The 19,379-nt window shown below is 66.6% G+C and carries 21 protein-coding genes; 14 read left to right on the top strand and 7 right to left on the bottom strand.

The genetic code is table 11. From position 1 onward, the window contains the following. Complete coding sequence (locus tag K9F62_19365) at positions 1–2,076, top strand: glycosyltransferase (GenBank protein ID UJX40822.1); 2,076 nt, start codon at positions 1–3, stop codon at positions 2,074–2,076. On the opposite strand, the gene K9F62_19360 is transcribed toward K9F62_19365, so the two are convergent. Then, positions 2,058–2,669, bottom strand: a complete 612-nt coding sequence (locus K9F62_19360) for a rhodanese-like domain-containing protein (GenBank protein ID UJX40821.1) — start codon at positions 2,667–2,669, stop codon at positions 2,058–2,060. The genes K9F62_19365 and K9F62_19360 overlap by 19 nt on opposite strands. Before the next feature lie 206 nt (positions 2,670–2,875). Between K9F62_19360 and K9F62_19355 the strand changes: the two genes are divergently transcribed. The 7 genes from K9F62_19355 to K9F62_19325 all read left to right on the top strand — a co-directional run bounded on the left by K9F62_19355 (position 2,876) and on the right by K9F62_19325 (position 9,098). After that, positions 2,876–3,658: a thioredoxin domain-containing protein gene (locus tag K9F62_19355; GenBank protein UJX40820.1), complete on the top strand. Its 783-nt coding sequence runs from the start codon at positions 2,876–2,878 to the stop codon at positions 3,656–3,658. Positions 3,659–3,793: 135 nt separating this feature from the next. Next, a complete protein-coding gene (locus K9F62_19350) occupies positions 3,794–5,161 on the top strand; it encodes a PAS domain-containing protein (GenBank protein ID UJX40819.1) in 1,368 nt (455 codons plus the stop codon). Between the two features lie 100 nt (positions 5,162–5,261). Next, positions 5,262–5,954, top strand: coding sequence for a C40 family peptidase (locus K9F62_19345; protein UJX40818.1), 693 nt, complete (start codon positions 5,262–5,264; stop codon positions 5,952–5,954). Between the two features lie 43 nt (positions 5,955–5,997). Next, positions 5,998–6,903, top strand: coding sequence for a nitroreductase family protein (locus K9F62_19340; GenBank protein ID UJX40817.1), 906 nt, complete (start codon positions 5,998–6,000; stop codon positions 6,901–6,903). A gap of 88 nt (positions 6,904–6,991) precedes the next feature. Then, a complete protein-coding gene (locus tag K9F62_19335; protein ID UJX40816.1) occupies positions 6,992–7,732 on the top strand; it encodes a L,D-transpeptidase family protein in 741 nt (246 codons plus the stop codon). Between the two features lie 58 nt (positions 7,733–7,790). After that, complete coding sequence (locus tag K9F62_19330; protein UJX40815.1) at positions 7,791–8,171, top strand: Hpt domain-containing protein; 381 nt, start codon at positions 7,791–7,793, stop codon at positions 8,169–8,171. 36 nt (positions 8,172–8,207) lie between these two features. Further along, on the top strand, positions 8,208–9,098 hold the full coding sequence (locus K9F62_19325) for an SPOR domain-containing protein (protein UJX40814.1): 891 nt from the start codon (positions 8,208–8,210) through the stop codon (positions 9,096–9,098). Between the two features lie 117 nt (positions 9,099–9,215). On the opposite strand, the gene K9F62_19320 is transcribed toward K9F62_19325, so the two are convergent. The 6 genes from K9F62_19320 to K9F62_19295 all read right to left on the bottom strand — a co-directional run bounded on the left by K9F62_19320 (position 9,216) and on the right by K9F62_19295 (position 14,006). After that, positions 9,216–10,169: a DMT family transporter gene (locus K9F62_19320; GenBank protein ID UJX40813.1), complete on the bottom strand. Its 954-nt coding sequence runs from the start codon at positions 10,167–10,169 to the stop codon at positions 9,216–9,218. A 31-nt stretch (positions 10,170–10,200) separates the two neighbouring features. Continuing rightward, positions 10,201–11,055, bottom strand: coding sequence for an AraC family transcriptional regulator (locus K9F62_19315; GenBank protein ID UJX40812.1), 855 nt, complete (start codon positions 11,053–11,055; stop codon positions 10,201–10,203). Between the two features lie 28 nt (positions 11,056–11,083). Beyond that, positions 11,084–11,956 carry an MlaA family lipoprotein gene (locus K9F62_19310; protein ID UJX40811.1) on the bottom strand — a complete coding sequence of 291 codons (873 nt, stop codon included), beginning with the start codon at positions 11,954–11,956 and terminating at the stop codon, positions 11,084–11,086. Positions 11,957–12,045: 89 nt separating this feature from the next. Then, entirely contained in the window at positions 12,046–12,636 is a 591-nt protein-coding gene (locus K9F62_19305) for an ABC transporter substrate-binding protein (GenBank protein UJX40810.1), read from the bottom strand. Positions 12,637–12,691: 55 nt separating this feature from the next. Continuing rightward, entirely contained in the window at positions 12,692–13,141 is a 450-nt protein-coding gene (gene mlaD, locus K9F62_19300; protein ID UJX40809.1) for an outer membrane lipid asymmetry maintenance protein MlaD, read from the bottom strand. A 58-nt stretch (positions 13,142–13,199) separates the two neighbouring features. Next, positions 13,200–14,006 carry an ABC transporter permease gene (locus K9F62_19295; protein UJX40808.1) on the bottom strand — a complete coding sequence of 269 codons (807 nt, stop codon included), beginning with the start codon at positions 14,004–14,006 and terminating at the stop codon, positions 13,200–13,202. 145 nt (positions 14,007–14,151) lie between these two features. Here K9F62_19295 and K9F62_19290 point away from each other — a divergent pair, with 145 nt between their 5' ends. The 6 genes from K9F62_19290 to K9F62_19265 all read left to right on the top strand — a co-directional run bounded on the left by K9F62_19290 (position 14,152) and on the right by K9F62_19265 (position 19,301). After that, positions 14,152–14,811 (top strand): TetR/AcrR family transcriptional regulator, encoded by a 660-nt coding sequence (locus K9F62_19290; protein UJX40807.1) that lies wholly within the window; start codon positions 14,152–14,154, stop codon positions 14,809–14,811. 115 nt (positions 14,812–14,926) lie between these two features. Further along, a complete protein-coding gene (locus tag K9F62_19285; protein UJX40806.1) occupies positions 14,927–15,892 on the top strand; it encodes an HlyD family efflux transporter periplasmic adaptor subunit in 966 nt (321 codons plus the stop codon). Next, positions 15,889–16,809, top strand: a complete 921-nt coding sequence (locus K9F62_19280; GenBank protein UJX40805.1) for an ABC transporter ATP-binding protein — start codon at positions 15,889–15,891, stop codon at positions 16,807–16,809. The genes K9F62_19285 and K9F62_19280 overlap by 4 nt, the downstream gene beginning before the upstream one ends. After that, complete coding sequence (locus K9F62_19275; protein ID UJX40804.1) at positions 16,809–17,951, top strand: ABC transporter permease; 1,143 nt, start codon at positions 16,809–16,811, stop codon at positions 17,949–17,951. The genes K9F62_19280 and K9F62_19275 overlap by 1 nt, the downstream gene beginning before the upstream one ends. A 267-nt stretch (positions 17,952–18,218) precedes the next feature. After that, the gene (locus K9F62_19270; protein ID UJX40803.1) at positions 18,219–19,019 is read left to right on the top strand and encodes a class I SAM-dependent methyltransferase; all 801 of its coding nucleotides are present in this window, start codon (positions 18,219–18,221) and stop codon (positions 19,017–19,019) included. A 9-nt stretch (positions 19,020–19,028) separates the two neighbouring features. Next, positions 19,029–19,301, top strand: coding sequence for a hypothetical protein (locus tag K9F62_19265; GenBank protein UJX40802.1), 273 nt, complete (start codon positions 19,029–19,031; stop codon positions 19,299–19,301). Positions 19,302–19,379 lie beyond the last annotated feature (78 nt).

The raw sequence follows: 19,379 nt of genomic DNA, 5'->3' as shown, positions 1-19,379 counted from the left end.
ATGCCTTCCGCCAAGCCTGATTTCCTCCCGGGCGGGGCAGGGAAAGGAGTTCCCCGGCCGTGGAGTTCCAGGGCGGCGACGCCACTTTTGTGCTTGCTCTGCGCCCTGGCCGGGCTGGCGCTGGCCGGGCGGCTGGAAGCCGGGCGATGGTGGTTTGTCTTCTGGTGGCTGGCGTCCTTTGGCGGGCTGGCCTGGGCCGTTGTCCGCTTTCCGGCGCTCGGGCGGGGCAGGGCGGTCCTGGCGCTCCTTGCCCTGGGCGTTGGGCTGCGTCTGGTCTTTGTGTGGGCCTGGCCGGCCGACTCCGACGTCAACCGCTACATCGTCGAAGGCGCGTTGCAAGCCGCCGGCGGCAATCCGTATCTGCTGGCCCCGGGTGATCCGCAAACGTTGCGGCTTTTGCCCGAAGCCCTGCGCCCGGTGATTGGCCGGGTCAACCACCCGGAACTCTCTGCCGCCTATCCGCCTCTGGCCGAGCTCTTTTGCCGGTTGGTGGCCGCGATTTCCCCGACGCCGGGCGCGTTTCAGGCGGTGGCCGCCCTGGCGGACTTTGCGCTGTGCCTGGCCGCGGCCGTCTGGGTGTGGCGCACGGGACGTCCGGCGGCGCTTTTGCTTTTGTGCGTGGCCAATCCGCTCTCGCTTGCCATGGCGGCCGGGGAGGGGCATTGCGACGCGTTCGCGGCCCTCGGCGTAGCCCTGGCCGTGGGCGCTTTTGCCTCCAGGCGGGACCGGATGGGCTTTTTCCTGCTCGGCGCGGCGGCCATGGTGAAATACCCGGCCGTGCTCCTTGTTCCTTTCTTTTTGCACCGGACCAACGCCGGCAAGGCCTGGACGGCCTGCCTGCCCCTGGCGCTCTTCGGGCTGTATGGCCCGGCCGGGGGGCATCTTTTCACTTCCCTGGCCGCTTTTGCCGGCTATGTCGCCCATGGCGGGCCGGTTGCGGCCGGACTACGTCCACTTTTCGGAAGTGCGGCCCCGTGGGCGTCCCTGGCCCTTGGCGCGGCTTGTCTGACCGGCCTGTGGCTTACGGTCCAGGACGATCGGCGCGGCCCCATCGCCGGGCTGACCGTCGGGCTCGCCTGCCTGCCCACGGTCTATCCCTGGTACTTCCTGCCACTTGTGCCCTTGCTTTTGGCCCGACCGGGCTGGGCCTACTGGTGGATTTTGGCCGGCCAGGGCCTTGTGACCGCGCCGAGTTGGCTCCGGGCCGGCGGGCTTGGCGGCGAGGCCTGGGCCATGGCGGTCGTCTGGCTGCCGTTTGTCGCGTTGACGATCCTTGGCTGGCGACGTCCGTTGCTGCTGGTCGCCGGCAAGCGCTTTGCGCCGGTGGCGCGGCTTTGGGTGGTGGTCCCGACCCGAAACGAGGCCGAGCGGCTCGGGGCGTGCCTCACGTCCCTGGCTTCGGGGCTTGCCGACGGAACCCTCGCCGGGGTGGTGGTCGCCGACGGCGGTTCGAGCGACGCCACCGCCGCCGTGGCCGCCGCCCATGGGGCGCGGGTGGTCGCGGCAACGGGCGGTCGGGGGGGGCAGATCGCCGCCGCCCTGGCCTCCCTGGCCTCCCTGGCCGCCTGGGCCGGCGAGGCCGTGCTGGTGGTCCACGCCGACGCGGTGTGCCGGCCGGACGTGCCGGGGCGGGTGCTTTTCGCCCTCAACCGGGACCTGCGCCTTTCCGGCGGGGCGGTGGGCATGGATTTTTCCGGCGGCGGTTTCGGGCTTTGGGGCATTGCCGCCTTAAACGCCCTGCGCGCCCGGGCCACGGGCCTAAGCTTTGGCGATCAGGGCCAGTTTTTCCGGCGCGAGGCCCTGGACGTTGCGGGCGGCTTTCCGGACATGGCGCTCATGGAGGACGTGGAATTGGCGCTAAGGCTGCGCGAGGCCGGCGAGACGGCTTATCTCGGCGGCGGGCTGACCGTTTCGGCCAGGCGGTGGTCCGGCCGGGGATTTGGCCCCAACGTGGTCCGGGTGCTCACGCTTTTTATCGGCTATCTCCTGGGCCGCCGCCTGGGGCTGGGCGATCCGACGGGCGTGCGCCACTACCGGCGCTACTACGGCCGGCCGCCTCACCAGACGCCGATATAACCCTTGGGCGCAAGGTCCCAGGTGCGGCCGTAGACGTTGACCGTCTTGGTCGGTTCGCCCCTGGCGTCGACCAGCGTGCCGCCGGCGTGCAGCCAGCCGAGCAAGCCGGCGGCCATGTTGGCCACGGGCAGGCCTTCCTTGGCCTTGGCCTCGGCCCATTTCCCGCTGCGGTAGCCGATGGTGCAATAAGCCACGGGCCGCTTGTCGCCGAACCGGCCGGGATCGGCCAGGTACTCCTCGGCCGTGATGGCCCCGGGCAGGGTGGATACGGCCCGCTCGGCCGGCTCGCGCACGTCGATGGGCAGGAGCTTGCCCTGCCGCCACAGCGACACGGCTTCCTCGGCCGAGACTTCCGGCGCGGTGGGGAAATCTTTTTTGTATTGGGCGAACAGTTCGTAGACGCGGGCCTTGCGCCCGGCGTCATCGGCCGGCGGCCGGGAACAGGCGGCCAGGGCGAGCAGGGCCGCCAGCAGAAAAAGGGCCGTTGCCAGCGGTGTCCGGCTCATGATTTCTTTTTGTCCGGCCCAGGCTTTCGGGCGGGAGAGAGGCTTGAAATTTCCCGCCGCTCCCGGCGGCAGGTCTCGGGCAATCATGTTCCCCCCGGGCTCGCTTTGTCGCCGGTCAGACAAAACGCGACGACGCCGATGATGATGACCGCCATGATGACCAAATATTCCATTGTTGCAATCCTATCATGTCTCCCTCTCCACGTCGATGGGCAAGAGATGACAGCCGCGTCAAAACGATCTATCTGACGGCGACAGTTGCCATAGCTTTTTGAAGCTCTATTGGAGGACACATGCGAAAATGGAACTGGCTGCTTGCGGCCGCCCTGGTTGCCTGCGTGGCCGCGCCCGCACGGGCTGATGACGATGTCGACCGGGTGCGCAAGGTGCTAAAGGAGCACCCCGAGATCGTCGTGGAGGCCATCAAGGCCCAAGGTCCGGCCGTGCTGGAAGTGATCGAAAATACGGCCAGGGCCCGGCAACGCGATCTCGAGCGCGCCCGTTTCGCCGCCGAGCTGGCCAAACCGCTGAAACCCGCGCTGGAGCCCGGCCGCGCCGCCCTCGGACCGGCAAACGCTCCGGTGACCATCGTCGAATACTCCGATTTCCTGTGCCATTTCTGCGCCCAGGCCAACGGCACGGTCAAGGCCCTGCTCAAAAAGCACCCGGAGGATGTGCGGCTCATCTTCAAGCACTTCGCCACCGGGAAAAACGACGCCCGGGCCGCCCTCTACTTCGAGGCCATCAACCTCCAGGACCCCAAGAAAGCCTGGACGTTCATGGACAAGGCCTTCGCCGACCAGGAAGCCGTGGCCACCAAGGGCGACGAGGCCCTCTCGGCCATAGCCAAGGAAGTCGGCGTGGACATGAATAGGCTGGCCAAGGACCTGACCCACAAGGACCTTGCCGAGCGCATCAAGGCCGACGTGAAGGAGGCGCGGGGCTTCGGCTTTGCCGGCACCCCCATCTTCCTGATCAACGGCGCGGCGGTGCGCGGGGCCGTACCGCTCGATATTCTTGAAGAATACGTGGCCGTGGCCAAGAATCCCAAGGCGGCCGCGACCCCGAAGCCCTGACGCCGCCGTACCGTCCCTGACGCGGGCGGGATTCGCAGGCGGGCAGGAAGGAACCTCCTCCCCGGGCGGGCTTGTCATCCGGGCCCGCCCGGCCTATGGAGGGATATCCAAAAGGCCTTTGGGCCAGGTCGTGCCATGCCAAGCGTCAGACAGATACTCGTCCAGAACGTCATCAAATCCTTGCCCGTGGGCCTTGTCGTCATCGACCCGAAAGGCGACGTGATGGTGGCCAGCCCCTCGGCGGGGGTGCTGCTCGGCATACCGGCGGAAAGCCTGGAAGGCAAAAGCTGGCGCACGCTCATCCGCCCGGAACCCGCCAACGAACAGTTCAATCGCAATGTCGGCGATGCCGTGGAAAAAGGCCGGGCCTTTCGCCATTGCCTGACGGATTACCAGTGCCCGGACGGCCAGCCGCGCCGTTTTTCCATGACCGCCTCGTGCGCGGAAAACGGGGGCAAGCGGGCCGGCGTGACTTTTCTGCTCGACGACGTCACGGCGCTCTACCGCAGCCGGGAGCGCGAGACGGCCATATTGCGGGAGAAAAACCGCCTGCAATACGACATGATCGAGAGCCTCAACAATCTGGCCCTGTCGGTGGCCCACCAGATCCGCAATCCGGCCGCGGCCATCGGCGGCTTCGCCCTGAAGCTTTTGCGCGAGCACAAGGAGCGGCACCTGCCGACGGAATCCCCGGACATCATTTTTCAGGAAGCCAGACGGCTCGAGGAGTTGGTTGCGGCGGTGGTGCGGCTGTCCTCGCTGCCCCATCCGCGCCTGACGGCCCTGCCCCTGGGCGGGCTGGTCGAGGAGGCGGCGGGAAGGGCCGAGCAGGCGGCCGAGTCCCTGCACAAGCGCCTCGAATGCTCCCTGTCCCTGGAGGACGTCGAGATCGTGGCCGACGGCAGCATGCTCGGCCAGGCGCTGCATGAAATTTTGCTCAACGCCCTGGAATTTTCCGGGCGCGACACCGTGCGCGTGGCCATCACCCTGGCGCGGCGCGACGACAACGTCCTTTTGGCCGTGACCGACGACGGCCCGGGCGTGCGCCGCGACCTGCTTCCCTTCGTGTTCGACCCGTTTTTCACCACCAAGGCCCGGGGCGCGGGCATCGGCCTGACTCTGGCCCGGCGGGCCGTGTCGGAGCACAACGGCGAAATCGACGTGCGTCCGGCCGAAGGCGGGGGCACGACCGTGTCCATGCGCCTTTTCGACACCCCCGAGGCCGGGCTTGGCCGGGAGGCCTTTTGCGGGCCCATGGGCCTCGATGTGCGCGAGATCAAGACCAAGGCCCGGGAATTGGGGCTCGACGTCACGGGGCTCACGACCATCGACGCCGTGCGGGCCATCCAGGAAAAAGAGGGATTCGCCCCGTGTTTCGCCTGGGGCGTGCATGACCGCTGCGGCCAGGAACTGTGCGCCTTTCGCCGGGAATGCGTGAAGACGACCCGCATCGGCGACGTGCGCCGCATCACCTACGGGGGGACCAATGACGGTCCGACCTGAAGGGAACTCGTCGCCAACCCCGGCGCTGATTTTTATGAGAAAAAGGGAAATTGAAGTCGGTATCCGGCGCAGTTGCGGGAAAGGCTTATGCGGGATTGCCATGCAGTGGCTTTTGCCGTGCGCCCTCACCGCAGCGGTCGTCGCGGCCGCTGCGCCGGTCGCCTGGGCCGGTCCGGACAAGGGGCGGGCCGTCTATGGCTATGAGGACGACTGCGGCATGCTGCACACGAGCCCGGTCAAGCGCAATGCCCACTACAAGCTGCTGTATACGGGCAAGGCCGACCACGAGACCCTGATGCGGGCACTCAAGGACAAGGACGCCATCGGCGGCCCCGCGCCGCCACGGCTTGCCGCCGGGCTGCCGGTGGACCTCGGTCCGCTGTCCGAACGCGGCGAGCGCATCATGCATCTGGCCCAGCCGTATCTCGGCGCGCCGTATCGCCTTGGCGGCGACACGCCGGCCGGCATCGACTGTTCGGGGCTGACCAAGGGCGTTTTCGCCGGCTTCGGCTGTGATCTGCCGCGCCAGAGCCGGTTGCAGGCCGAGCGCGGCACCCCCGTCGCCCCGACCGAGCTTGAGGCCGGGGACCTGCTTTTTTTCGCCCCGGACAGAAACGCGGGCATAAGCCATGTGGGCATCTATCTCGGCGGCGGGCGCATGCTGCACTCGAGTCCCCGTCGTGGCGGCGTCGGGGTGGACCGACTGGCCGGAACCGACTATGAGCGCTGGTTCGTGGGGGCCAGGCGTCTGGCCCGGGTCGAAGTGGCGGAGGCCAAAGGAGCGGCCAGATAAGGCGGCGTGTCGCCGCGCGAAAAAGCGGCTGACGGGAGTTGTCATGGAAAAAAGCGTTCCCCGCGTCGATGCCGATGCCTGTCTGGGCTGCGGTGCTTGCGCCGCAGTGTGCCCTTCGGGTGTTTTGGGTTTCGACGGGCAGAAGGCCTCTGTCGTTGCCGACGGCTGCATCGGCTGCGGGCATTGCGCGGCCGTGTGTCCGGCCGAGGCCGTGACCGTTGCCGCCGGGGAAAACTGGACGGCGGCCTTCGCCACCATCGAAGCTCCCGGCAAGGTGGTCGCGCCCGGAGAGTTCTCCCCGGCCGAATTGGTGGATCTGTTGCGATCCAGGCGCTCCTGCCGCCGCTACAAGCCCGATCCCGTCCCCGGTCCCATGCTCGAGGACCTCGTGCGCGCGGCCGTGACCGCCCCGTCGGGCACCAACTCCCAGGCCTGGACATTCACGGTGCTGACGTCGCGGGCGGCGGTGCTGCGCCTGGCCGAGGCCGTGGCCGGTTTTTTCCGGCGCATAAACAAGCTTGCCGCGAACCCGATCGTGCGCAAAGGTTATGCCCTGCTTGGCCGGGTGGAGCTTGAAAACTACTTTCGGGAGCATTATTCTTCCGTTGCCGCCGCCTTGGCCAAGTGGGACCGGGACCAGACGGATATGCTCTTTCACGGGGCCACGGCGGCCATCGTCATCGGTTCGGCGCCGGGGGCGAGTTGTCCGGCCGAGGATGCGTTGCTGGCCGCCCAGAACATGCTGCTTGCCGGGCATGCCATGGGCCTTGGCTCCTGCCTGATCGGCTACGCCGTCGAGGCCATCCGCCACGACAAGCGGGTTCGGGCGGCGGCGGGGTTGCCGGCCCGGGAAGCCGTACACGCCGTGGTGGCGCTCGGGTGGCCGGACGGAGTATTTTTGCGGCACACGTTTCGGCGTCGGCCGGTCGTGCGCTACCACACCGCCTGAGCAGTCGGCGGGGCAGTCCATTCCGAGACGTCCGGGGGGCGTGTCCGGCGGGGGCCGGGGATGCCGACGTTTTCGGGGAGGGGAAGCGATGCGGGGCAGGTTCTCTTTCGTCCTGGCCTTGGTGCTGGGACTGGCGATGGCGTCGCCGCGCTTTGTCGCGGCCGAGGAAGGAAAAAATTTCAAGCAGGTCGCCTCGTTGCCGGGAAACATGCCGGCCGCGACCGAGGCCACGCCAGGCGCGGCGGCGCATCCGGGCGCGTCCGGACCGGCCTATGCGCCGGTGGCTGACGGCGGCGGGCTGGACCTTTTCATCAGCAACCTGGGGAAACCGGCCGGAAGCCGGTCAGGCTTGGCGTCCGATGCGCGCATGGCGGATTTTGCCGCCAGCAGTAACCGGTACTCCATCGAGGTGCGTCTCTCCCAGCGAAGGTTGTATCTGTATGAAAACCTGCCCGACGGGTCCCGGCGGCTGGACCGGGTCTATACCGTCGCCGTGCCGGGCCGGGACATGGAAGCGCCGCAGGGTTGGGGCGTGGTGACCGGGATCAGCTTCGAGCCCTGGTGGCGGCCGACGGTGGCCATGAAGGAACGGGCCCGCAAGAAGGGCAAGACGCTGCCCACGGTGGTGCCGCCCGGGGTCAGGGAAAACCCCATGGGCACCTTCAAGGTTTTTTTGTCCCACGGTATGGGATTTCGCATTCACGGCAACAACAATCCTCGCTCCATCGGCCTTCCCGTCACCAGCGGCTGCATCCGCATGCGTAACGACGAGGGCAAGGAAATGGCCAAGCTCCTCGACGTAGGCACGGAAGTGGTTTTTTTGCAGTAAAAAGGCCCGGCTGCCTGCCGTACACGGGGCATTCCCGGGGGCGCGGGGGAGGAGACGCATGAAAGCGATGTATCCTTGCGGCGCGTCGCTGCCCGAGGATGCCCTGTCCGCCTTCGATCCCGAACGGGCGAGGCGTCACATGGGCGTCGACCGGGCCGGCTTTGGCCGCGTGTTCGAGCACATCTGGCGTGAGGTGTCCGAGCGCCGCACCCTGATCGATGTTGCCTGGCAGGCCGGGGATTTCAAGCAGATCGGGCTGCATGCCCATACCATCAAAAGCGCTGCCGCCACCATTGGCGCCGAGGGCTTGAGCCGCGCCGCCGCTACGGTGGAACACGCGGCCGAGGCCCGCGATCAGCAGGCCCTCGACGCTGCCATGGATGCGTTGCGCACGGCCCGGGAAACGCTTTGCCGTCTGGTCGGCATGGAACCGCGTTAACAAATCCGGTCCGCAAGATTACGAAAGGAGTCGCCCATGCGGCGTTTGTTGTTGGCTGCGGCCGCACTGGCCCTTTGCCTGTCCGGGTGCGCCACGGACAAGTCGTTTGAAAAGGAAATCCTGGGACATCCGGCGCCCCCGTCACCGAACGACACGGGGTGGTCCCGTGGGCCGGGAACACCACCGCCTCCGCCCCCCCCGCCGCCGAGCGCCGCGCCCGCGCCAAGGCCGGTTGCGCCGCCGCCCGCCGAGGCGCCCGCGCCAGTCCCCCAGGGAAACGCGCCGGCTCCCGTCGTGCCCCATGCTCCGGCTGAGGAACCCGCCGCGCCCAAGCTTTTTGCTCCGGCCCAGCCGGCTCCGGCCGGACCCGTCTCCACGCCGCCCCCGGCCACGCCCCCGGCCAAGCCGGTCCCGGCGGCCCACGGCACGTCCCATGGCGCGCTTTTCACCTTCCAGGTGGGGGCCTTCGCCCATGCCCAGACGGCCAACCAGCTTATGGCCACGCTCCAGGGCCGGGGCTACGCCGTGCGTATCGACCAGGGAAAGCTCAACAAGAAGACGTTTTACAAGGTCTTCGCCACCAAGGAGGGAACAAGGGCAGCCCTGGAAGGGGAACTCTTTTCCCTGGGCGTGACCGAGCCGCGCCTGACGGCGGAGCGCCCCGCCGGCGCCGCCGCCCCGGCCGGGCAAAAGGCTCCCGCGCCCGCCGGCCATGTCGCCGCGCCTCCGGCCGCAGCCGCGTCTCCGGCCGCCGTCCCGGCGGCGAAACCGGCCCCTGCCACAGCCGCGCAGCCTGCCCCCGTCGCCGCCAAACCGGCTCCCGCCGCCACGGCCAAGCCCCAGGTGCGCTACGCGCCCCCGGTGGTGGAACCGGCCCCGCCCTTGCCGGACGGCTACGTGCCGCCGCCTCCCAAAACGAAGGAATAGGGGAGAATGAACATGCGAGAAGGGAAACCCTTTTGCAAAGGGTTCTCCCCTCTCGCGCTCTCCCCTTCCTAAACTTTATAATAGGGTGAATTTGTCCGTAATAGGCCAATTATCCTATTAAAAGTCTTTGGAAAGGGGGCCCGGGGGGAGAACCTTTCTGCAAGAAAGGTTTCCCCCCGGTCTTTTTCTTCTGCCCATCCCGGACAAAATGGCGATGCCGGCAAGAACCCCGGCGCACCCGACGAGTTGGCGCACGCCGATCCCTTCGCCGCACAGCCAGGCGGCAAAGGCCAGGGCCGCCACGGGCATGACGCCCGTGACCACGCCGGCCGTGGCCGCTTCCACCCGCACCACGCCGTAAAACCACAGCATGTATGCCGCTGCCGTCACGCCGAGGCCGTAGTAGGCCAGTTCGGCCATGGCCCAGGGCGTCATGGACCCGACCGCAATCTCGCCCACCTGCCAGAGCCCCGGGATGAGAAACAGGAAAAAGCCCAGCAGCGACACCCACATGGCGGCGGCCAGGGGGGAAAGCGGTTCGTCGACGGCCCGGCGCAGCAGTAAAAAAACGGCCTCGAAGACCACGGCCAGCCCGACGAGCCCGTTGCCGAGAAGGGCCGAGGATGCGCCATGGGCGCTTGCCGGAGCGGCGCTCACGGCGGCCACGCCGGCGACCGTGATCACGATGCCGGCCAGAGCGCGTCGGCTCGGCCGCTCGCGGAAGAGCAGCCAGCCCAGAAGCGCTACCATGGCCGGCGTCGTTGCCGCCACCACGCCGGCGTCGGCCGCTCCGGTCAGGCGCAGTCCTTCGAGCAGACAAACCGTAAAAAGAAATGATCCGCAAAGCGACTGGGCCGCCAGGATGGCCAGGGTCCGTGGGGCGATGCGTGGAAAGCGGCCCTCCACGGCCATGGTTAGGGGAACGAGCACCAGGGACGCCAGGGCGAACCGGACCATGGACGCGAAATGAATGGGCAGTGTGGTTGCCAGGATGCGGCCCACGGCGACGGACGAACCGACCAGGATCATGGCCGCGACCAGGGCGGTCACGGCAAGAGTGCGCGCGTGCATGAAAACCTCCCGCGTTGCTGCGGGAAGCAGGCTAACCTTCGGCGGAATCGCTGTTTTGAACAATCTTGCGGTAGGCCCCGGGCGTCATGCCGAAACGGGCCGCGAAAGCCCGGGTCAGGTGGCTTTGGTCGGCAAAGCCGGCGGCGGCGGCGATGTCGGCCAACCGGGTCGGGCCGGCCAGGGCGTCCTTGGCGGCCCGCAGCCGCCGGGCGAGCAGGTGGGCGTGGGGCGGCAGGCCCGTGGACCGGGCCACCACGCGGGCCATGTGCCAGGGAGAAAGGCCGGTTGCGGCGGCCAGATCGGCCAGGGCGAGGGGGGTGGCAAAGCGGTCGTCGATCACTTCCAGGGCCAGACGCACGGCACGTGGTTCGGGACCGGGCGCGGGTGCGGCCGTCCCCTCCGTGGCATGGCGGCGGACCCAGAAGGCGAGAAGCGACAACAGCCGCGTTTGTCGGGCCAGGGCGTCCGCCCTGGCGTCCAGAAGCAGCTTGTGGGTGGCGGCGACCAAGCCGGCCAGCTCCGGGTCCTCGATCACGCCCTGACGGAAATAGGGCGGCGGCGCGCCTTGGGCTTGGACCATGGCCAGGAGCTCGACAGGAATATAGAGCATGCGGTAGCGCCAGCCGCCGGGCAGGGCGGGTTCCCCGTCATGGGGCACGCCCGGCTGGACCAGATTGACGCTGCCGGCCGGGGCCACCAGTCGACTGCCCCGGTAGCGGAAGGCCAGCCCCCCGGCCTCGATCACGCCCAGGGCGTAGCCTTCGTGGGCGTGGCGGGAGAAGCGCTGGTTATGGTAGCTGGCCCAAAGCGCCAGCCCGCCCGTTCCCAGAGGGAGCGGGCGGGCTGTGACTTTCGATCGGGAGGGCGTGTCGCTTTGGCCGTTCATGGTGCCGCCGGACCGCGCCGCGTGCGGTCTACTTGCTGACGGCGTTGCGGCGGTACTGGATGTAGGCGTCCTTGATGGCGCTGTAGGGGTCGACGGCCGGCCCCACCACGCTGTCGTAGGCCTCAAGCGTGCCGGGCATGTTGTTGAACACGTCGCCGGCCTTGATGATGTAGGACCAGTACCAGGGGTTGTAATCGCCGTGGATGGACCAGGGGCCGAAGATCCAGGTGAGCGGATTGGCGGCGGCGTCGCCGGCGAGGCCTATGCTGTCGCGCAGGCTCGACGGGCCAAGCAGCGGCCACACGATGTAAAAGCCGTCGCCAATGCCGTAATGGCCGAGGGTCTGGCCGAAATCCTCGTTGCCGGGCTGGAGGTTCGGATCGGCCTTGGCCACGTCCATCAGGCCGCCGATGCCGAGGGTGGAGTTGATCATGAACCGGCCGAATTCCCGGGACGCCTGGGTGAAGTTGAGCTGCAGCAGGGCGTTTACAAATCGGATGGGGAAGATGAAGTTCTGGTAGGCATTGGTCAGTCCCTGGCGCAGGGGCTTGGGCACGACGTAGGCGTAGCCCCTGGCGAAGGGGCGCATCAGGCCGCTGTAGAAAAGGTTGTTGAAGCCGAACCAGAACTTGTTCCAGCGGTAAAGCGGGTCGGCGACGGGAGCCGGCGCGGCATCGTACTCGTCGTCGGCCGGGGGCGTCGCTTGCGACGTGGATTGGGCCGGTTGGGCCGTCGCGTCCGCCGTGGCGGATGGAATAAACGGCTTGGCGACCTTGGACACCGCGGGCGTGGCGTCTTTGGCCGGGGCCCCTGTGCGGGGACCGGCGAAGCAATCGACTCCCGCCAAAAGCATGGCGGCAAGCAGGGGAAAGATGACGAGACGTCGCGGCATGGCGTTCATGGAACCTCTCCGGGAATGGTCTTGCGGCCGTGGTGCCGACCGATCCGTATTCCCTGTACAGTCTTCCTGGACGGACTGGTTTCCCGGCGTCAGGACATCTTCGCCGATATTTTCGCGATCAGCACGTCCGGAGTCTCGTTGGCGAGTATCTGGCCGAACTGGGTGCGATAGTTCTGCACGAGGCTGACTCCCTCGATGATCACGTCGTAGACCTTCCAACCGCTATGGTCGATGAGCCTGTAGGTGATGGGGATTTCCTTGCCCTTGCCGACCACCTTGGTGGCGATTTCGGCTTTGCCCGGCCCCAACTCCTGCTCTTTGAGATACTGCACCTTTTCATCGGTGTAGCTCTCGATTTTGTCAAGGTAGGTGTGTTGCAGCAGATTGCCGAACGCGGTCACGAACCGGCCTTGCTGCTCGGGCGTGAACCTGTTCCACTGGGCGCCGAGCGCCCGGCGGGACAGCTCCTTCATGTCGAAGATGCCGTTGATGGCGGTGATGAGCTTGGCCCGCATGGCCGGCCGGGTTTGGGGATTCTTGTAGGCCGGATCGACCAGCAGTTCTATGATGCGGTCCACGGAGGCGGAAAGCGTTGCCGAGGCCGAAGTTGCCGCCGCCGGGGCGACGGTTGCGGCCACGAGCAGCAGGGCGAGAAAAAAACGAAGCAGGGTGCGATGCATACGGCCAGTCCACTCTTTTTTTGGGCTAGAGGGTTGGGACAGTCGGCAGGGCCGGCTATTTCACGCCCCCGAAAACGTATTTGCCGATGAGGTCGCCGAGATCGATCGAGGGCTCGGTTTCGACGATAAGGCCCCCGGGCTTCAGGATATCGTCCGAACCGCCCGGCGAAACCTTGACGAACTTGTCGCCGATAAGCCCGCTGGTCTTGATGGAGGCGATGGTATCGTCGGTCAGGCGAACGCCTTTCTGGATGTCCAGGCTGACCATGGCCATGTTGTCCTTGGGATCGAGCCTGATGCCGGTCACCCGGCCGATGCGGACCCCGGCCATCTCCACGTAAGCGCCGTTTTTAAGCCCGGTCACGTCCTTGAACCGGGCCGTCACCGTATAGCTGTCGCTGTTGATGACTTCGAGCTTGCCGAGTTTGATGGTCAGGTAGGCCACACACAAAAGCCCGGCCAGAACGAAAACCCCGACCGTGGTTTCCATCGTGTATTTTTTCATGCCAGTGGCCTTTTACGGCGAACCCGTCGAAGATGCAACACGCTTGGCTCCGTGTCCTTCACAGTAAAAACGATGTCAGCACGTAGTCCGCCACCAAAACGGTAACGCAGGACACGACCACGGCCGATGTCGTGGCGAGGCTGACCCCCTTGGCGCCGAAGCCTTCCCGCCGGGTGTGGGTGAAGTAGCCTTCATAGCAGCACACGGCCGCAACGAGCAAGGCGAAGACAAGGGATTTCTCGAAGCCGCCGGTCACGTCGGCCAGCTCCACCGCCGCGTCGATGCGATCGAAATAGACGCCGGGATTGATGCCCAAAAGCACCACGCCCGTCACGTAGCCTCCACCGATGCCGACCACGTCGAATATGGCCGTCAAAAGCGGAAAGCAGATCAGCGATGCGGCAAGCCTCGGCGCGATGAGAAACCGCATGGGGTTGATCCCCATGGTGCTCAGCGCGTCGATCTGCTCGGAAATGCGCATGATGCCGATCTCGGCCGCCATGGACGATCCGGCCCGGCCCGTGAGCATGATGGCCGTCAACACCGGCCCCAGCTCCCGGATGATGGACAGGGCCACGGCCGCGCCGAGAAGCCCTTCCGAGCCGAACTTGACCAGGGTGTAGTAACCTTGCAGCCCCAGCACCATGCCCGTGAAAAGCCCGATGAGCACGATGACGAAGATCGATTTGACCCCGATGAAATAGACCTGCTGCACGATCTTCGTCACCGAGGGCGCCGGCACGAAGATGCGCCACAATCCCTGGCACAGGAAAATGAAAAAACCGCCCAGTTCGGACAGGATGGAAAGCACCGTCCGGCCAAGCCAGGTGATGGGGGAAAAAAGTATGATCAGCGCATCGGTCATGGTTTCCTGGCCTGGCCCTTGGTGTTCGCGGGCCGACCGCGTGTGTCGGTTACACTTCTTTAACTCGAATGGGAAGCGATCAGGCGGGCTTGACGAGGCTGACAATATGTTTTAACCAAATAGTTAAACAAAGAGGTTAAACAAAATGGTCGATGCTGAAGAAACCGCGCCGGTCCTGGCCCGCATCCTGGAGGCGGCGGCCGAGGAGTTCGGCCGGGTCGGCTTTTCCGGGGCCAAGGTGGACGCCATCGCCCGGCTGGCTGGGGTGAACAAGGCGGCGCTGTATTACCACGTCGGCACCAAGGAAAAGCTCTACGAGGCCGTGTTGCTGCACCTCTTCGGCCAGGTGGCCGGGACCCTGGAGCAGGCGGCCAAGGCCGGCCCGGACCCGGTGGCCGCGCTTTCCGCCCTGGCCGGGGCCCTGGCCGGGCTTTTCGCCCGTCTGCCCATGCTGCCGCGTATCATGGCCATGGAAATGGCCTCGGGCGCGCGCAACATGCCCCAGGCGGCCCTGGCCGAATTTCGCCGCATTTTCGGCGCGACGCGCGACATCCTGCGCCGTGGGCAGGAAGCCGGCGTCATGCGTCCGGCCAATCCCGCCTTTGTTCATCTGGCCCTGGTCGGCACGCTGGTGGTCTACAGCCTGTCCGAACCGTTACGCCTGCGCTTTGCGGACGCAGCCCGGGATATGGACGCGCGCATCGATGCGCCGCTGGCCGAGGCTGCCGCGTTTTTGGGCGACCTGATCGGCAGGGGACTGCGGCCGGACGCGACGGCCAAGGAGGAAGGCGATGGCCATGGTTAAGACGCGGTTGCAAGCGGTTGCGGACGCGGCATGTCTCCCTCCCTTTTCCCAGGGGAAATGTCCTTGGAAAGAAGGGCGGGGGGGAGAATCTGTCTTCCGAAAGCGTTTTTTCCAGGTGGCGCTGGTGGCCGCCGTGCTCGTTCTCCTGGCCGGGTGCGAGGCCCAAAAGCCCGCCGTCTGGCAGGGCTATGTCGAAGGCGAGTTCGTGTACGTGGCCGGCAAGATCGCCAGCCGGCTGGACGATTTGCGCGTGGCCCGGGGGCAGACCGTCACGCCCGGGCAGACACTCTATGTGCTGGAGCACGCCTACGAGACCGAGGGGCTGGCGTTGGCCAAGGCGCAGTTGCAGCAGGCCGAGGATACGCTCCACGACAAGGAAAAGGGGCTGCGTCCGGAGGAGATCGACCAGATCGTGGCCGACCTGCGCCGGGCCGAGGCCGCCCGGACCCTGTCGACCCTGGAATTCAATCGCCGGGTCAAGCTCTACGCCGACGCCACCATTGCCAAGGAGGAGCTCGACAACGCCCGCGCCTCCCACGACCGCGACAAGCAGCAGGTCAAAGCCCTGGAGGCCCAGTTGGCCACGGGCAAGCTTTCCAGCCGCATCGACCAGGTCCGGGCCGCCCAGGCCGCTGCGGACGCGGCCAAGGCCTCCGTGGAACAGGCGCGGTGGAACCTGGACCAGATGACCCAGCAGGCCGGCGTGGCCGGGCTTGTCTACGACGTGCTGCACTACGCGGGCGAATGGGTGGCGGCCGGCAGCCCGGTGGTGGTCCTTTTGCCGCCGGGAAACGTCAAGGTGCGCTTTTTCGTGCCCGAGGCCGTGGCCGGCGCGCTGGCCGTCGGCCAAAAGATCCGCGTTTCCTGGGACGGCGGCAAGGCGCCCGTTACCGCCGCCATCTCCTATATAGCCCCGAGCGTGGAATACACGCCGCCGGTCATCTACAGCCAGAGCTTTCGGGAAAAGCTCGTCATCATGGTCGAGGCGCGTTTCGCCCCGGACGTGGCCGCGCGCATGCACCCCGGCCAGCCCATGGACGTGTCCCTGGAGCCGGCCGCAAAGGCCGGGGGCGGCGCATGAACGCCTCGTCGCCACCGGTCATCGACGTGACCGGGCTGACCAAGGTCTTCGGCCACAAGACTGTGGTCGACCATATCGATATGCGGGTGTCGCGCGGCGAGATCTACGGCTTTCTCGGTCCCAACGGCTCGGGCAAGACCACCTTTATCCGCATGCTCTGCGGCCTGTTGCGCCCGGACGACGGCAGCGGCACCTGTCTCGGATTCGATGTCCGGGAACAGGCCGAGCTCATCAAGCCCCACGTGGGCTATATGTCCCAGCGTTTTTCCCTCTACGAGGATATGACCGTGCGGGAAAACCTGGAATTTATCGCCCGCATGTACGGGGTGGCCAACCGCCGGCAGGCCGTCGATGCCACCATTGGCCGCATGAACCTCGGCCGCTTCGCCAACCAGCTCGCCGGCACGCTTTCCGGCGGCTGGAAACAGCGTCTGGCCCTGTCCGGCTGCATGATCCACGAACCGAAGCTGCTGCTGCTCGACGAGCCCACGGCCGGCGTGGACCCCATGGCCCGGCGCGACTTCTGGGACGAGGTGCACACGCTGGCCGGCGAGGGCATCACGGCGCTTATTTCCACCCATTATATGGATGAGGCCGAGCGCTGCCACCGGCTGGCCTACATCGCCTACGGCCATCTGCTCGCCACCGGGACCGTGGCTGCCATCGTGGCGTCCGAGGGACTTACCACCTACGAGATTGCCGGGCCGGAACTCTACGGCCTCATCGACAAGCTGCGGGGGCTTCCCGGCGTGGAGCAGGTGGTGGCCTTCGGGGTGACGCTCCACGTCAGCGGCCGGGACGGCCCGGCCCTGGAAAAAAGCCTCGCTCCCTACGCCAACCCGCCCCTTACCCTGCAAAAGATTCCCCCCAACCTCGAAGAGGTCTTCATCAGCCTCATGCGCAAGGCGGTGTCGTGATGGCGCGCTTGTTCAGCTTTTCCCCCAAGCGGTTCGCGGCCATGGTGGCCAAGGAATTCACCCAGATGCGCCGCGACCGCGTCACCTTCGGCATGATGGTCGGCATCCCGCTGCTTCAGCTCATCCTCTTCGGCTACGCCATCAATTCCGACCCGAAATACCTGCCCACGGCCATCCTGGACAACGACCGGTCCGCCTTTTCCCGCGACATGGCCGCAGCCATGAAAAACAGCCTCTACTTCAAGTTCACCAAGGAACTCACGACAGAGGCCGAAGCCGACGAACTGCTGCGCCTGGGCCGCATCCAGTTCGTACTGACCATTCCTCAGAACTTCGGCCGCGACCTCGTGCGCGGCGACCGGCCGGTGGTGCTCCTCGAAGCCGACGCCACCGACCCCTCGGCCACCTCCAATGCCGTGGCCGCCGTGCGCCAGGCCGCAACAGAGGCCTTCAACCGCGACCTCACCGGGCCGCTGCTGCCGCTTCGCACCGGCGAGGGCCTCGTCGACCTGCGCATGCACGCCCGCTACAACCCCGAAGCCATCACCCAGTTCAATATCGTGCCCGGACTCATGGGCGTGGTCCTCACCATGACGCTGGTCATCATCACCTCGCTTGCCATCACCCGGGAACGCGAGCGCGGCACCATGGAAAACCTGCTCATCACCCCGGTGCGGCCCGTGGAGGTGCTGCTCGGCAAAATCCTGCCCTACATCGTCGTCGGCTATCTCCAGATGATACTCATCATCATCGCCGCCAAACTCCTCTTCCACGTCCCCTTCGTCGGCAGCCTGCCGTTGCTCTTTCTCGTCTCCTTTCCCTTCATCGCCGCCAACCTTGGCGTCGGCATCACCTTTTCCACCATCGCCCAGAACCAGCTCCAGGCCGTGCAAATGTCCTTTTTCTTCTTTCTTCCCTCCATTCTGCTCTCGGGCTTCATGTTTCCCTTTCAGGGCATGCCCCAATGGGCCCAGTGGATCGGCTCCGTGCTGCCGCTGACCCATTTCCTGCGCGTCGTGCGGGGCATCGTGCTCAAGGGCAACACCTGGATCGAAATCGCGCCCCATATGTGGCCCATCGGCCTGTTTCTGCTCGTCTCCCTCGGCATCGGCGTCGTGCGTTACCGGCAGACGCTGGATTAGGCGGCGGGGTGGAGGCGGAATTTGCTTGGGACGAGCCTGCCGCGAAGCGGCGGCAGCGTCCCGACAAATTCCGCCTCCATCTTCTCCACTCTCCGCCCTTCCGCTAGCCAACGTCATCCCCGCCAAACCAGAGCCGAGAAGGGGGGCCCGGGGGGCCCGTGGCCTCCCGGCGGGGTGCCGGGGCTCTGCCCCTGCCGGGTGCCGGGGCAGAGCCCCGGTTGAGAAGCCGCAAGGGACGCGATATAATAGTTTCCGGAGGAAACTATTATGACAAATTTGCAATCCAATGCGGATCGGTTCGAGGGCTTGGCGGCGGTGTACGAGGCAAGCCGTCCCGCGCCGCCGGTGGTCCTGGCGCAATTGTTGTGCCGGTATGCGGGAGTGGAGCGGCCGGAGCTGGTGGTGGATCTTGGCAGCGGCACCGGGCTGGCGACGCGGATGTGGATCGGGCTGGCCGGGCGTGTGATGGGCATCGAGCCGGGGGACGATATGCGGCAGCGGGCGGAGGAGGTCACGACCAGGGTTCCGGGCGGGGAGATCATTTCGTTTCGCAAGGGGTATGGTGATGAAACGGGGCTTATGTCCGGGTGCGCGGATATCGTGACGTGCAGCCAGAGTCTGCATTGGATGGACCCGCATCCGACCTTTGCCGAGGCGGCGCGGATCCTGCGGCCGGGCGGGGTGTTCGCGGCCATTGACGCGGACATGACGCCGTCCTTCGGCGGCCCGGCCGAGGCGGCGTTTCTGTCGCTGCGGCGTCGGCACCGGGCCCTGGAGGACAAGCTGCAACTGACGCCGGTCAAGCGCTGGGATAAGGCCGGACATCTGGGGCGCATGGCTGCCTCGGGCCAGTTTCGCTACACGCGGGAGGTCTTGGCGCATCATGTGGAGCCGGGCAGCGGGGCGCGGCTGGTGGAGTTGGCCTTGTCCATGGGCGGCGTGGCGACGCTGTTGGCCCATGGGGTGGAGGAGTCGGCCTTCGGGCTGGACGTGCTGCGCCGGGAAGCGGCGGCGCTTGGCGACGTGCCGTTTCATTGGGGCTATACCATGCGCATCGGCGTGAAGTGAGGGCTGCGGATGGCTGATGGGTGGTGGGTGCTGGCGCTCGGCGGGGCGTACGATCCCGACGATTTTGGGGCGCGCGAGGTGGCCCGGGTGCGGCTGCGCCAGGAGTTGTTGCTGCTGGCCATCGTGCCGGACGAATACGTCTGGGTCTGGGACGAAATCGACCGGGCCCAGTTGGTGGTGTGGGCTTTTGCCGATGCGGCTTCGGCCGAGGCGTATGCCGCCTATCTTTCCGGCCGGGGCGTGGAGGTGCGGGTGCGCCGGGCCTTTGGCGAGGACGTGTAGGAAACGTGTTCGTATCGTGTTCTCTACGGGCGAAGGTTTGTGCGCGACCTGTTCCTTCCGTGTTCCTTTCCGGGGCCG

The sequence above is a fragment of the Desulfovibrio sp. JY genome (assembly GCA_021730285.1).
GTDB lineage: Bacteria > Desulfobacterota > Desulfovibrionia > Desulfovibrionales > Desulfovibrionaceae > Solidesulfovibrio.
The sequence above is the reverse complement of the archived record's forward strand: the minus strand, read 5'-3'. Positions and strand labels throughout refer to the sequence as shown.

Excerpts from the sequence above, each read along its gene's own strand:
- K9F62_19330 (UJX40815.1), top strand. The coding sequence starts at position 7,791 with ATGAAAGCGATGTATCCTTGCGGCGCGTCGCTGCCCGAGGATGCCCTG.
- K9F62_19310 (UJX40811.1), bottom strand. The coding sequence starts at position 11,956 with ATGAACGCCATGCCGCGACGTCTCGTCATCTTTCCCCTGCTTGCCGCC.
- K9F62_19315 (UJX40812.1), bottom strand. The coding sequence starts at position 11,055 with ATGAACGGCCAAAGCGACACGCCCTCCCGATCGAAAGTCACAGCCCGC.
- K9F62_19280 (UJX40805.1), top strand. The coding sequence starts at position 15,889 with ATGAACGCCTCGTCGCCACCGGTCATCGACGTGACCGGGCTGACCAAG.
- K9F62_19335 (UJX40816.1), top strand. The coding sequence starts at position 6,992 with ATGCGGGGCAGGTTCTCTTTCGTCCTGGCCTTGGTGCTGGGACTGGCG.
- K9F62_19305 (UJX40810.1), bottom strand. The coding sequence starts at position 12,636 with ATGCATCGCACCCTGCTTCGTTTTTTTCTCGCCCTGCTGCTCGTGGCC.
- K9F62_19360 (UJX40821.1), bottom strand. The coding sequence starts at position 2,669 with ATGATTGCCCGAGACCTGCCGCCGGGAGCGGCGGGAAATTTCAAGCCT.
- K9F62_19275 (UJX40804.1), top strand. The coding sequence starts at position 16,809 with ATGGCGCGCTTGTTCAGCTTTTCCCCCAAGCGGTTCGCGGCCATGGTG.
- K9F62_19270 (UJX40803.1), top strand. The coding sequence starts at position 18,219 with ATGACAAATTTGCAATCCAATGCGGATCGGTTCGAGGGCTTGGCGGCG.
- K9F62_19350 (UJX40819.1), top strand. The coding sequence starts at position 3,794 with ATGCCAAGCGTCAGACAGATACTCGTCCAGAACGTCATCAAATCCTTG.
- K9F62_19325 (UJX40814.1), top strand. The coding sequence starts at position 8,208 with ATGCGGCGTTTGTTGTTGGCTGCGGCCGCACTGGCCCTTTGCCTGTCC.
- K9F62_19290 (UJX40807.1), top strand. The coding sequence starts at position 14,152 with ATGGTCGATGCTGAAGAAACCGCGCCGGTCCTGGCCCGCATCCTGGAG.
- K9F62_19320 (UJX40813.1), bottom strand. The coding sequence starts at position 10,169 with ATGCACGCGCGCACTCTTGCCGTGACCGCCCTGGTCGCGGCCATGATC.
- K9F62_19355 (UJX40820.1), top strand. The coding sequence starts at position 2,876 with ATGCGAAAATGGAACTGGCTGCTTGCGGCCGCCCTGGTTGCCTGCGTG.
- K9F62_19340 (UJX40817.1), top strand. The coding sequence starts at position 5,998 with ATGGAAAAAAGCGTTCCCCGCGTCGATGCCGATGCCTGTCTGGGCTGC.
- mlaD (UJX40809.1), bottom strand. The coding sequence starts at position 13,141 with ATGAAAAAATACACGATGGAAACCACGGTCGGGGTTTTCGTTCTGGCC.
- K9F62_19265 (UJX40802.1), top strand. The coding sequence starts at position 19,029 with ATGGCTGATGGGTGGTGGGTGCTGGCGCTCGGCGGGGCGTACGATCCC.
- K9F62_19295 (UJX40808.1), bottom strand. The coding sequence starts at position 14,006 with ATGACCGATGCGCTGATCATACTTTTTTCCCCCATCACCTGGCTTGGC.
- K9F62_19365 (UJX40822.1), top strand. The coding sequence starts at position 1 with ATGCCTTCCGCCAAGCCTGATTTCCTCCCGGGCGGGGCAGGGAAAGGA.
- K9F62_19345 (UJX40818.1), top strand. The coding sequence starts at position 5,262 with ATGCAGTGGCTTTTGCCGTGCGCCCTCACCGCAGCGGTCGTCGCGGCC.